This is a genomic window from Sphingobium sp. B1D7B (assembly GCF_025961965.1).
GTDB lineage: Bacteria > Pseudomonadota > Alphaproteobacteria > Sphingomonadales > Sphingomonadaceae > Sphingobium.
The window spans coordinates 276478-289970 of the sequence record NZ_JAOQOR010000001.1; the positions used below are offsets into that span (position 1 = coordinate 276478).

Sequence of the window (13493 nt, forward strand, 5' to 3'; positions counted from 1 at the left end):
CGCTCAGAGCGGCGAATCCGGATTGAACAAGGTCCGCCACATATGGGCGCTCGGACTGCTGTCGAAGCCGAGGCCCTCTGCGGGCTGACGGAAATGGCGGCCGATCACATCCTCGAACGGGTCCAGAGAGACCTGCGCATTGGGATCGAAAGCGTAGAGATCGTTCACGGTCACAAGGCGGGCCGCCATGTACCAGCGGTGCTTGCGGACCATCGCGAACTCCCGCTGCACATGCGGCGGCGGAACATAATCCTCGCCGAACATCTCGCGATAGATATCGGGATAGGTGTAGCCCGTCTCCGCGTCCGGGAAGAAGCGCAGCGCGGCATGGTGCCGGATGGCGAAGGCGACCTTCTCGGAGACATAGGGCTCGAAAAGCTGCGCACTCCAGAAGCCATGATTCGCGCGCATCATTGCCATCGACAGATCATGGACGAGGCAGGCGAAGACGATATCCTCATCCATATTGCGCTTGCGCGCCTGCGTGGCGCTCTGCAGGCAGTGGTTAGACGTGCTCTGAAAGCGCAGGCGAATGAAATCGGCGAGCTTGGGCTTTTCCGGCATGGGCGCCAACACGTCGACAGTCCCCTGCTCGGCAATGAAGACATTGCCCACACCGCGCCGATAGTGCCGCGTCGGGATCTGCGCATCGACCTGCGCGACGGTGGGGAAGGTGCGCCCCACCGGACCAAGATTATCCGCCAGGGCATGTTCCAGCGCATCGGCCTTGGCCTCCGCGCTCATCGCCGCAACAGCCGCCGCACCGCCCAGCGAGGCGATGAACGCACGCCGCCCGATTCCGCCGACAATATCCTCCGCTGCTCCCGACTGCATGTGATCCCTCCCCGTCTGCCCCGAGACTTTTCAATTGACTTTGTGAACTCCATTGACGGATTTGCGAACAGATTTGTATCTGGATCATGACGTTGCACTGCGTTTTTCCGTCAATCGGAAAACTGACAGGTGCTGATTGACAGTGCTATCCGAATAGCACGCGCAATGGAGGGGAATGATGGGCGGCACGCAAAGCCGGGGCCGGATCGGCGCGGCATTTTCATGTCCATGGGTTACGCAGCACCGGGCGCACGCACCAACCTCGCGCGCCGCCTGGATGCACGCGGAATGACCAGCCCGCGCGGCTCGGCAGAGCGAGTCATCTATCTCCTCAGGCTGGTGATCGAGGGCAGCGAGCAGTTCACGCTCGGCGAGCTTGCGGAGCGGTCGGGCCTGCCGCTCAGTTCCGTCCACCGCCTGCTGCGCCCTCTGCTCACCGAGGGCATCGTCGAGCGCGGCGATGGCCAGACCTACCGCACCGGGCGCGAACTCACGCGGCTGGCCTCACAGCTGATGGCACAATTCGATCCGGTGCGCAGCGCGCGGCCGCTGCTTGCCGGGCTGGTGCGCAAATGGTCGGAGACGGCCGTGCTATGCCTCTATGCCCCGGTTCGGCGCCGCGCCGTGGTCGCCGCTGTGGCCAATGCCGCCTGCGACCATTGCCCGGCGCTGGAAGAAGGCATCGAGATCGAATTGCCCTGGGGATCGCTCGGCCAGGCCATTCTCGCCAGCCTGCCACCGGGCGAGAGCGAAGCCATCTTCCGGTCCATCACCCGCAGCCCCATCGCGGGCAGACCGCCGGCAAAGCGCGCGCAGTTTCTCGAGCAGATGCGGCGAGTCCGCGACGAGGGCGTCGCGCGCAATCTGGATGAGGAGCTTGGCCTCGCCGGGGTCGCAGCGCCGGTTTTCGATGGCGCGGGACGGCTGATCGGCTCGCTCGGCGTCGTCATGCCCCTGCCCCGCTTCCACGCGGCGCGCGATGCCGATCTCGTCCGTGACGTGGTGAGGGCCGCGAACAGCTTCGCAGGCCGCGCTGCCGACAGCACAGGGCGCGCCCATCCCTTCCACATTCCGGAATTGCGCCCCGATGTCCATTGAGAGGATTGACGCCATGGGGGCCCCGTCCCTGTCTGGCAGGCAGAGCTGCACACTGTGCGCAATGGGGAGAGGCGGGGTGACACATATTGGCCGATTACAGGGCAAGCGCCGTGCGCCCGATTACTGAGCCGCTGCCCATCGGCCGGGAGAGCGCGGCCGGCCCATCCCCTCTGCCCAAGGAACAGCGGGCGCCCTGGCCCTGGCAATCGACCTGGCCATTCGCAATGCTGATGGTCGTCTCCATCTTCAACTATCTGGACCGGTCCCTGCTCGGGCTCGCCTTGCCGGCGATCAAGGCGGAGATGGGCGTTTCCGACACCGCGCTCGGGCTGGTTTCGGGCGTTGCTTTCATCGTGATCTATTCGCTGATGGGCCTGCCCATCGCGTGGGCGGCCGACCGGTTCAATCGCCGTACGATCATTTCCATCGGACTCGCCTTCTGGAGCGCCGTCACGCTCGCGACTGGCTGGGTTACCAACATTTGGCAACTTGCTTTCGCACGCTTCTGCCTGGGCGCGGGAGAGGCCAGCAGCACGGCGCCGGCCAATTCCATGATCGCCGACCTGTTTCACCCCACAAGGCGCCCGCTGGCCTTGGCGATCTACGGCGTCGCGGCGACCATTTCGCACATCGTACTGTTCCCGGTCGCCGGCTGGATCGCGGAAACCTATGGCTGGCGCGCCATGTTCATTGCCGCCGGCGTGCCGGGCATCGTGGCAGCGCTGGTCTTTCGGCTCACGGTCCGCGAGCCGGCCCGCACAGCGGCTCGGCCAGCGCACAGCCGTTCGCCGATTGCCGCGATCAGAACCGACGTGCGCGCGCTGCTGGCCAACCGATGCTATGCCTGGATGCTGCTCGGCATGACGTTCATGGGATCCAACATCTGGGCGACCGGCTCCTGGACGCCGACCTTCTTCCAGCGCGTCCACGGCCTGACCATGGCGGAAGCGGCGACGATCATCGGCCCCTCACGCGGCTTTCTCGGCGCGGCGGGCATTCTGCTGGGCGGCCTGCTGGTGGATCGACTCCGCAAGAGCCAGTTGCGCTGGCGGGTCGGCATTCCGGCGCTCGCCTGCCTGGCGATCGGCCCCGCGGAACTGCTGTTTCTGCTCGGCGAGGAGACCGCGATCTGGGTGCTGGGCTTTGCCGGCGCCAGCTTCTTCACTCTGCTGCATCAGGGGCCGATCTACGCCGCCGTCGTCAATGTGGTGGCGCCCGACCAGCGCGCGCTGGCCATTGCGATGCTGCTGCTGGGCGGCGGTCTCGTCGGCAACATCATTGGCCCGACGGCGGTCGGCATTTTGAACGATGTGCTGGCGGCGGACTTCGGCCAGTCGGCCATCCGTTATTCCCTGTTGCTCATCGCGATCACGCCACTCTGTGCCGGCGCCTGCTTCTGGCAAGCCTCGGGCCTCTACGTGCGCAACGCGAATGAGGAGGGTTGAGCAGCACCGCGCGACGAGTTGATTTCGGAAATCATGTTTGCCGCTCGATGCGGCCGCGCCGTCCTTCCATATATTAGAAATCCTGCCTTCATCGCGTGACAAAAGAAAATTGATTTTGTATACCGAGACTCATGAAGGGGATTTCTGAAACGGGGCGCAAGAGAATGAGCGCGATGGCAGGAGAGGCAGCCCGGTTCGGCGGATCACGCCAGGGCGCTGCTATGATTCTTGCGGCGGGCGCAGTCTATCTGGCCGCGCTCGGCGCTGCCTTCCCTGTGCAGGGCGACGAGCCGACTGCCGTGGCGGAGAATGCACCGCACCCGATGATCGGCAAATACTGCATGTCCTGCCACGATTCGGAAGAGCGCGTCGCCGGCCTCTCCTTCGAGGGCATGGACTTCGACCATACCGGCAAGAATGCGGCCATTTGGGAAAAGGTGGTGCGCAAGGTGAGCGCGGGCGCCATGCCGCCGCTCAACAGCCCTCGGCCCGAGGCGAGCGAACTGGCCTCCTTTCTGGGCGAATTGACCGATCGGCTCGATTCCACGCCCGCGCCACTCCCCTCGGCCAACCTGCGCCGCCTGAACAGAACCGAATATGCCAATGCCGTGCGCGATCTCATCGGGCTGGAAATCAATCCGGCGGACTTCCTGCCGCCCGATGCCGCGACCGGCGGGTTCGACAATATCTCCAGCGTACTGACCACCTCCCCGGCGCTCATTCAGGGCTATCTCAATGCCGGGCTCAAGATCAGCAGCATCGCCACGGGCGCTTCAACGCTCGAACTGACGCGGACCGTTTACAATGCGCCCGGCAAACTCGTGCAGACCAAGCATCTGGAGGGGCTGCCGCTCGGCACCCGGGGCGGGATGCGGGTCAACCATTTCTTCCCGGTGGACGGCACCTACGAGATCAGCGTGCGCACCAGCACCGGCGGATTCATCGCCGGACGCCGGGCGCCGGCCCCCATGCCGGCGGTCAACCTCACCATCGACGGCCGCCGGGTCACGCTGGGCAAGGGCGACAAGGTCCGCGTGAAGCTGGGCGCCGGGCGGCGCACGATCACGGCGGCGCTGCTCGACGAGGTCGCCGGCGCGGGTGTGAACGACATCTATGCCAATTATCTGACCAAGGGCCTCGTCCTCAACGTCGCGGTCAACGGGCCATTCACGACACAGGGGCCGGGCCGCAGCGCCCCGCGCGCCACGGTCTTCTCCTGCCGCCCGAAGAGCTGGATGGAGGAAAAGCCCTGCGCTCGCGCGATCCTGACGCGCCTCGGCAGCCTTGCCTTCCGCCGCCCGCTCAAGCCGATGGGCGGCGAGGTGGACGCGATCATGAAGATGTATGATGCGGGCCGGGCGCAAGGCACGTTCGAGGACGGCGTGCGCGCGGGCCTCTCCTACATTCTCGTCGATCCCCGCTTCATTTACCGGTTCGAGCAGCCGGTCGCGCAGGACAAGTTCGCGATCAGCGATCTCGACCTCGCCTCGCGCCTCTCCTTCTTCCTGTGGAGCAGCATCCCCGACCAGCAATTGCTCGATCTGGCGGCGCAGAACAAGCTCAGCGACCCCGCCGTGCTGGACCAGCAGGTCAACCGCATGCTTGCCGACCCCAGGGCGGAAGCGCTGGTCGACAATTTCGCGACCCAGTGGCTGCATCTGCGCGAATTGCGCTCGGTCCAGCGCGAGAGCCCGGCGTTTGACGACAATCTGCGCGTCGCCTTCGAGAATGAGACCAAGGGCCTCGTTCGCTATGTGATGCTGCAAAACCGCCCGATCCGCGATCTGCTCGATGCCGACTACACGTTTGTCAACGAGCGGCTGGCCCAGCATTATGGCATTAGCGGCGTGCGCGGCGACTATTTCCGCAAGGTCAGCCTGCCGAAGGACAGCGTGCGCCGTGGCCTGCTCGGGCAGGGCGCGATCCTCACCGTCACCTCCGTCGCCAACAGAACCTCGCCGGTCATTCGCGGTGCGTGGGTGCTGGAGAACATCCTCGGCGTGAAGCCGCCGCCGCCGCCGCCCGGCGTGGAGACCAATCTCGACGCGAATGCCGAGGCGACGAGCCTGCGCCAGCGCCTTGCCGTGCATCGCGAGAACAAGGTGTGCGCCTCCTGCCATAATATGATGGACCCCATCGGCCTGGCGTTGGAGAATTACGATCTGGTCGGCCAGTGGCGGACGCGGGACGGCGCCTTTCCCGTCGATGCCTCCGGCGTGATGTCCGACGGCACCAAGATCAATGGCCCGCGCGATCTGCGCAACGCCATCCTCGCCCGCTCGGACGCCTTCACCCACACCTTCATCGAGAAGTTGATGACCTTCGCCATCGGCCGCGAACTCACCTTTGCTGACATGCCGGAAGTGCGCCGGATCGCCCGGACCAGCGCCGGCAATGGCGATCGCTTCCAGACGATCCTGCGCGGCGTCGTCACCAGCCGGCAGTTCCGGATGCCGGCGGGCAGCCAGAAGGATCGGCTGCGCGTGTCGCCCAGCCAGTTGACCTGGAACACCAGCCGGCAGCCGCCCGCCATGATTGGGAGAAAGAAGTGATGAACGGCGATGATTTTTCAGGCGATGGCGCGGGCATATTCGACCGGCGCAGCGTGATCGCGGCCGGCTCGCTGCTTTCGCTGGCTCTCTCATCGGGTGTGGCGCTGGCCGCGGAAGCCCTGCGCGGTGACGAACTGCCGCTGCGCACCACGGGTCTGGAACATATCGGCATGCTGGTGCCGGACGTGACGAAGGCCGCGCAATTCTATGGCCGGCTGTTCAATCCGGCCGTCCACAAGGAGGCCGACCCGCCGCTGCGTTATTATGTCGTGCTGGGCAAGGGCTATATCGCCTTGGGATCGCGCGCCACCGCGCCCGATCCTGCGATCGACCATTATTGCGTGCTGCTGCAGAAATACGACCGCAAGGCAATGGATGCGCGCATCGAGCGTGAAGGGCTGGCCCCGGCGATGCGCGGCATCGTCTACGATCCCGATCACATCGGCCTGCAATTGCTGGAAGAACCGGCCGGCCTCGCCAGCACGACGGTGCCGGCCGGAAACATCGTGGAGGGCGCGCCCCTCGTCACCCCGCTCAAGATGGAAAGCATCCTGCTGCGCGTCAGCGATCTGGCTGCGACGAGCAAGTTCATGTCGCTCTTCTTCAAGGAGATGCGCGCGCCGGTGCCGGGCCAGCGCTGGTTCGCCGCCGCGAACACCCCCATCGCCATCCGCCAGACGGTGGGCCGGGAAAAGCCGGCCGTGGATGACTGGACGGTGAGTTGCCGCCGCTTCGACAGTGGCAAGGTCGCCGCCGCGCTCGCGCAGATGGGGGCAGTCATCCTCCCTTCCGCGCCCGGCACGCTGCGCCTGCTCGATCCCAATGGTTTGCCGCTCACGATGAAGATGGCCGGCTGATGCGCCGGCCCGCCCCGCCCTTTCCGCTTGGCTCTGAGGTCTGGAGACGTCGATGACCTACCTTACCCGCAAATCGCTTTCGCGCCGGACCGTGCTTCGCGGGGCCGGCGCCTGTCTTGCGCTCCCCTTCCTGGAATCGATGATACCCGCCGCATCATCCGGGCTGCCACCGGCGCGGACGCGGCTCGGCTTCTTCTATGTGCCCCATGGCGCGGTGATGGACAGGTTCCGGCCGGCGACGCTGGGCGCCGGCTTCGAACTGTCGCCCACGCTGCGCCCGCTGGCGGCCTTTCACGACAAGATCAATGTCATCAGCGATCTGACGCTGCCGCTCGCCTACACGCAGGATGCCTCGGCTGCGGCCAATCACAGCAGTTCCTCCGCCGTCTACCTCTCCGGCACGGCGATGACCAAGAATGTGAACAAGCTCGGCATGACGGCGGATCAGGTCGCCGCCAAGCATCTGGGCCAAGATACGCCTCTGCCCTCGCTCGAACTCGGCATCGAGGAGCCCTCGGCGATCTGCGGCGAAGGGTGGAGCTGCGCCTATCGCGATACGATCAGCTGGCAGGACGCCAACACACCGCTGCCGATCCAGCGCAATCCGCAACTGCTGTTCGAGCGCCTGTTCGGCGCCGGTGGCACGCCGGAGGAACGCGCCGCGATCTGGAGTGAATCGCGCAGCATGCTGGACACGGTGACCGACCAGACGCGCAAGCTCTCGGCCGATCTGCCGGCCGAGGATCGTCGCCGGCTCGACCAGTATTTGACCGACGTGCGCGAGGTCGAACGGCGGCTGGAACTGACTCAGGCACAGACCAGCCACGATATCGTGGTGCCGGAAAAGCCCATCGGCATTCCCGAGGATTTCGAGACGCACATCAAGATGATGTTCGATCTGCAGGTGCTGGCATGGCAGACCGAGCTGACCCGCATTTCCACATTGATGCTGGCCGTCGAGAACAGCAACCGCATCTACCCGGGCAGCGGCGTGATGGAGAGCTTCCATCCGCTCTCGCACCACAGCAACGTGCCGGCCAACAAGGACAGGCTGGCGCAACTCAATGCCTATCACGTCTCCATGTTCGGCTATCTGCTCGACAAAATGGCCAGCACGCCCGATGGCAATGGCTCGCTGCTCGACAACAGTATCCTGATGTGGGGCAGCGGTATGAGCGATTCCAACGTTCATAATCACGGCCCCCTGCCGATCGTCCTCGCGGGCGGCGGCTCGGGCAAGGTCGCCGGCAAGCGCCACATCAGCGGCGGCGTCGGCAAGGATCGTCCGCTCTCCAACCTGCTGCTCTCCATCCTGCAAAAGGCGGGCGCACCGGTGGAAAGCTTCGGCGACAGCGACGGCACGATCGACATCTGATGCCGGCCACAAGCAAACGCATCGCGCTGGCAGGCCTGGCGCTCCTGGCGCTCGCCCTTATCGCCTTCCTGCTGCTGCGTCCGCAGCGCCCGGTGCTGCCGCCGGCCAAGGCGCAGGAGCTAGGCGTGCAGATGGCCTCGGCGGCGCGCGACAATCAGCTCAAGCGCATGTACGAGCTGGTCGACAGCGGCGCCAATCTCGATGCCCGCTCGCCCGACGGCACGCCCGCGCTGCACTGGCTGGCACGGCGCAATCTGGCGGACGATGTCGACCGCTTGCTCGATCTTGGCGCCAACGCGGGGCTCGCCAACGAATATGGCCTGACGCCCTTGCATGTGGCCGCCGAATTTGGCGCGTCCGCTGTGCTGCGCCGCCTGCTCAGGGCCGGCGCGCCTGTGGATACCCTCTCCCACACCGGCCAGACCGCGCTCATGATCGCCGCGGGCGAAGGGGACGGCGCCAACGTCAAGGCGCTGCTTGCGGCCGGTGCGAACCCCAATTTCACCGACAAGGCCTATGGCCAGACCCCGCTGATGCTCGCGGTGCGCGGCGGCAGCGTGGAGGCGGTGCAGGCGCTCATAGAGGCCGGCGCCAACGTCAACGCCGCCACGAAGCTGGGCAGGAAGCCCGAGTTCCGCGCGCCCGGCGAAGGCGGGGGCTCGCATGGCGACGGCATCGTGCGCGGCGGCGTGCCGCCCGAGGGTTCGCGCGCCGAGTGGCCCGGCAAGATCACCCCGCTCCACCTCGCCGCGCGCGAGGGCACGGTCGAGATGGCCAAGGCGCTGGTCGAGGCCGGCGCGAAGATCGAGCAGCCCGAGGCCAATGATGCCCGCCCGCTGCTCGTGGCGGTGCTGAATGACAATGTGCCCGTCGCCCAATATCTGCTCGACAAGGGGGCCAATCCGAACGCTGCCGACTGGTATGGGCGCACGCCGCTCTGGGCGGCCGTCGATGTGCGTAACATGGAGCTGGATACCGACACCGCCAAACAGAAGGGCGTCGATCGTCCCCGTGCGCTCAAGTTCATCGGCGCGCTGCTCAACAAGGGCGCCAATCCCAATGCGCGGGTGATGCGCTATCCGCCGACCCGCTTCTGGCTGCTGACGGCTGGCTCCCTGTCCTGGGTCGATTTCACCGGGCAGACGGCGTTTCTGCGCGCCGCCCTCTCCGGCGATGTGGACGCCATGAAGCTGCTTGCCAGCAAGGGCGCCGACCCCAATATCACGACGAACAACGGCACGACACCGCTCATGGCCGCTGCCGGCATCAACTGGGTGTTCTTCCAGACCTTCGACGAGGGCGAGGACAAGCTGCTTGAGGCCGTGCGGCTCTGCCACGAGCGGTTCGGGCAGGATCTGAACGCGACGAATGCCATGGGGCTGGCCGCCGTTCATGGGGCAGCCAATCGCGGATCGAACAAGATCCTGGCCTATCTGGCGAGCAAGGGCGCGCGCTTCGACATTCGGGATGTCGAGGGCCGCACGCCCTACACCTGGGCGAAGGGCGTGTTCCTGGCGACGACCGCCGCGGAGCCGAAGCCGGAGTCTATGAAGCTGATCGAGCAGGTCTGCGCGCGTACCGGGCAGTCCTGCGGCATCAACTGACATCGTCCGGACACAGCGGACCGCATCATTCGGGGGATTTTCGTGCAGGACTTCATCTTCTTCCTCGGTCGCTTCCACGTTCTCGTGCTGCACCTGCCGATCGGCATTCTGATGCTGGCGATCGGGCTGGAGATCGCGACGCGCTGGCCGTGCTTCGCCGCCCTGCGTCCTGCTGTCTCGGCGACATGGCTGATCGGCGCGCTCTGTGCCTTTCTCACGGTGACATTGGGCTATATGCACGCGAGCGAGCCCGGCTTCACCGGCGAGGCGGTCAACTGGCACCGCTGGAGCGGCGTGCTGCTGGCAGCCAGCGCGCTGCTGGTCTGGGCCTGGCAGCGCGAATTCCCGAACATCTATGACCGAGGCTGGCCGCTTGCCTGCCTTGTCACGGGCGGGCTGCTCGTGGCCACCGGCCATTTCGGCGGCAATCTGACGCACGGCCCGACCTACCTCACCGAATTCGCGCCCGGCCCGCTACGCTCTGGCCCCGGTGGCCGGCCTCCGGTGACCAATGTCGCCGATGCGGATATCTTCCTCGATGTGGTCCACCCCACCCTGCAGACGCGCTGCGCCTCCTGCCACAACGATGACAAGCGCCGCGGCGCACTCTCCATGGCGACCTACAAGAGCCTGATGGAAGGCGGCGAGAGCGGCGCGGTGATCGATCCCGGCGAAAAGCAGCGCAGCGACCTGTATCGCCGCATTACCCTTCCCACCGACCACAAGGACTTCATGCCCAAGAACGGCCGCACGCCGCTCACCCCGGATGAAGTTGCGGTCATCGGCTGGTGGATCGAGGCCGGCGCCCTGCCGGAAGGCACCGTGGGCAAGCTGAATGCGCCCGAAGACATCCGCGCCAAAATCGCCAAGGTGCTCGGCCTTTAACCGCAAGCCGCCACGCCAGGCCCGCTGGTGGGATAAGGGGCGCGGCCAACCCACGTTGCGCCTCTCGCGCAATGGCCCAGCTGTTCCAAGCCCTGCCTCATAAAAAACGGGCGGATCGATTACCCGATCCGCCCGCTGCAATGTCGTTAGCGGGTGCCGGGGCACCCGCCCCCCGTCAGAAGTCGTAACGGATCGACGCGCCGATCATGCGTGGCTTTCCGCGCACCACCGAGAGCATGTTGCGCGGCGGCGCGCCGACGCCGGTGGGCGTGAAGCTGTCGAAATAGGCGCCGCCGAAGCGGGTGGCACCCGTCGCGTAGGTCTTGTCGAACAGATTGTTCGCGAAGACCGAGATCACCACCGGCACGTTCTTCGGCATGAAGCGAACGCGGGCGTTGACGAGGCTATAGGCCGGAAGCTGGTACTTCGAATCTGGGTTGTCGAGGTTCAGCGTGGCCTGATCGTCGGTGTAGCTCCAGTTCATGTTGACCGTGAACTCGCCGAACTCGGCTGGCACGTTGAGCGTTCCGCCGAGGCTCAATTGCTTGCGCGGGATATCCGGGAAAAGGAAGGGCCCGCCATTACGCACCGGATCGAGCTTGACGCCGGTCAGCGAGCCGCTGGCATCGAGCGAGAAGTTCCGCGAGAGGCGCAGGCGGCTGTCCAATTCCAGTCCGTAAACGTCGATGTCGCCGGCATCGACAACCTGAAGGTTGAACCCCAGCGGGCAGGACGGTCCCGTCGTGCAGGTCACGCGACGCGCTGACTGCCGGTTGCCCCATTGCATGTAGAAGACGGTCGGATTGACGATGAACGCCCGGTTGAAAAGCGCCATACGCAGGCCGACTTCATAGTTACGGACGGTCTCGGGCGGCACGGTCGGCACGCCGTCGCCGCTCTGCGCCGGGCCGGGAATGTTGTCGGCGATCGAGAAGCTGTAGAGGCCTGCCTTGTACGCCTTGGAAATCGTCGCATAAGCGAGGATATCCGGCGTGATCTTGTAATCGATGGTCGCGCGATAATCGACCTGTTGCCAATGTCGCGAACTGTCCACGAAGGTCGATGTTGTGCCGGGCGCCGGCGTGAAGTCCGACGAGGCATATTCGATCGATTCGATCCGCTTGCGATCATACGCATAGCGCAGGCCGCCCGTGAAATTGAGCCGGTCGGTCACGTGCCAGGTCGCGCTGACGAAGGCACCGAAAGAGTTGGCCACCTGCGTAGTGTCGGCATCCTGCCGGCGGACCAGACCGCCATCGGCATTGCCGTTAGGGCTGTTTGGATAGACGCTGGTGCCCTTGCGGGTAATGGTCAGGCCCTGCTCGTCCGACTTTTCGTAGAAATAATTGAGGCCACCGACGACATCGAGCGCACCACCGAACGGCGCTGCGTTGAGCTGCAGTTCCTGATAGAAAACCTTCGACCCGGTATCGAGCTTGCGGTTTTCCGTGCCCAACTGCTGATAATCGATCACCCCGTTGAAATCGAGCTTCGACAAGCCGGAGGTCGAGGACAGGGTCACATCGTCGGACAGCTCGTAGGACATGCGCAGATCGGCCTGCCAATAAACCGACGTGTTCCGCTGCACGCACTCTTCGCCGAAGTCGGGATTGAAATCATCCAGCAGGCAGATGTCATGCTGGCGATATTTGTCGCCGGTTACTACGCGCGGATCGTTATAAGGTGCAATCGGCGCCTGACCGACGGACTTGAAGGCATCATTGAGCCAGTCGCCATAATTGCCCTGAATGCCGACAAAGCCCGGCGCGGGCTCGATCCCCGGTCGCAGATCGAGCTCCTCAGTGACGATCGGCGACCCATTGGCGCGGGAGTCGGTGTAGAGAAAGCCCAATGTGGCCTCAAAGCGATCGTTCGGCTCGAAGCGCGCCTGCACGCGCCCGACATAGTCTGTCGATGCGCCGTTCTTCTCGGTGCCGCGCTGCACCCATCCGCCCTGATGCAGATAGGCGCCCTGCGCGCGCACGGCCAGCGTATCGCCGATGGGGATATTGATCGCGCCGACGATATCCGCCCGGTCATAATTGCCGGCCGTCACCTGCGCATAGCCTTCCGTCTCGCCGAGGCGCGGCTGCTTGGTGAAGTAACGCACCGCGCCGCCCGTGGAGTTGCGGCCGAACAGCGTGCCCTGCGGGCCGCGCAGCACCTCGATCCGGTCGATATCGATCACTTTGAGAACCGAGCCGGCAGTGCGCGGCATGTAGATACCGTCGATATACAGGCCCACACCGCGCTCGCCGAGTGCGCCACCGCCGCCGCCGATGCCGCGGATCGTGAAGGAGGGGGTGGATGTGCTGCCGCCGCGCTGCGGGGCGATGCTAAGATTGGGTGTCTGGTTGGCCAGATCCTCCAGATCCTCGATGCCGCGGGCTTCCACCATTTCTTCGTTCACGGCGACGATCGAGAGCGGGGTATCCTGCAGGTTCATCGCGCGCCGCTCGGCGGTGACGACGATGTCATGAATGACGGAGGTCTTGTCCTCATCATCATTATCAACGTCTTGCGCGGAAACCGGAGAGACGCCGCCCGCCCCCATCAACGCGGCGCCAGCCAATAGCAATCCATTGCGCCGCAAGGGCGCCCGTCGAACGATCTGCATGTAACCTCCCCTAGATGGAAACCTCTGGCTTCCGGCCCCGCACCTTGTCGGTGACCGAAGCATGGATGGGTATTGCAGGCCAATTATCGATGCACAAGAGTTTTGTTGATTTTGATAACGAAATGGATCATCCGTTCAGGCAGATAGCTTAACGAGGTCTCGAACAGCCAGGACAGTTCCCCAGAAACCAGCGGCATTCCAGTAGATTCAGCACGTCGCGCACATT

At 65.0% G+C, this 13493-nt stretch carries 9 protein-coding genes; 7 read left to right on the forward strand and 2 right to left on the reverse strand.

From position 1 onward, the window contains the following. Positions 1-3 precede the first annotated feature (3 nt). Positions 4-834, reverse strand: coding sequence for a hypothetical protein (locus M2336_RS01330; RefSeq protein ID WP_264573635.1), 831 nt, complete (start codon positions 832-834; stop codon positions 4-6). Positions 835-1122: 288 nt separating this feature from the next. Here M2336_RS01330 and M2336_RS01335 point away from each other — a divergent pair, with 288 nt between their 5' ends. The 7 genes from M2336_RS01335 to M2336_RS01365 all read left to right on the forward strand — a co-directional run bounded on the left by M2336_RS01335 (position 1123) and on the right by M2336_RS01365 (position 10650). Further along, positions 1123-1932 carry an IclR family transcriptional regulator gene (locus M2336_RS01335; RefSeq protein ID WP_264592506.1) on the forward strand — a complete coding sequence of 270 codons (810 nt, stop codon included), beginning with the start codon at positions 1123-1125 and terminating at the stop codon, positions 1930-1932. Between the two features lie 110 nt (positions 1933-2042). Continuing rightward, positions 2043-3377: a spinster family MFS transporter gene (locus M2336_RS01340; protein WP_264573637.1), complete on the forward strand. Its 1335-nt coding sequence runs from the start codon at positions 2043-2045 to the stop codon at positions 3375-3377. A 164-nt stretch (positions 3378-3541) separates the two neighbouring features. Continuing rightward, the gene (locus M2336_RS01345) at positions 3542-5929 is read left to right on the forward strand and encodes a DUF1592 domain-containing protein (protein WP_264592507.1); all 2388 of its coding nucleotides are present in this window, start codon (positions 3542-3544) and stop codon (positions 5927-5929) included. Further along, the gene (locus tag M2336_RS01350) at positions 5929-6786 is read left to right on the forward strand and encodes a VOC family protein (RefSeq protein ID WP_264573639.1); all 858 of its coding nucleotides are present in this window, start codon (positions 5929-5931) and stop codon (positions 6784-6786) included. Before M2336_RS01345 ends, M2336_RS01350 begins: the two co-directional genes overlap by 1 nt. Positions 6787-6838: 52 nt before the next feature. Further along, positions 6839-8161: a DUF1552 domain-containing protein gene (locus M2336_RS01355; RefSeq protein ID WP_264573640.1), complete on the forward strand. Its 1323-nt coding sequence runs from the start codon at positions 6839-6841 to the stop codon at positions 8159-8161. Then, positions 8161-9765: an ankyrin repeat domain-containing protein gene (locus M2336_RS01360; protein WP_264573641.1), complete on the forward strand. Its 1605-nt coding sequence runs from the start codon at positions 8161-8163 to the stop codon at positions 9763-9765. Before M2336_RS01355 ends, M2336_RS01360 begins: the two co-directional genes overlap by 1 nt. Before the next feature lie 42 nt (positions 9766-9807). Beyond that, complete coding sequence (locus tag M2336_RS01365) at positions 9808-10650, forward strand: c-type cytochrome domain-containing protein (RefSeq protein WP_264573642.1); 843 nt, start codon at positions 9808-9810, stop codon at positions 10648-10650. A 175-nt stretch (positions 10651-10825) separates the two neighbouring features. Here the strand turns inward: M2336_RS01365 and M2336_RS01370 are convergent, their stop codons facing one another. Then, complete coding sequence (locus M2336_RS01370; RefSeq protein ID WP_264592508.1) at positions 10826-13267, reverse strand: TonB-dependent receptor; 2442 nt, start codon at positions 13265-13267, stop codon at positions 10826-10828. Positions 13268-13493 lie beyond the last annotated feature (226 nt).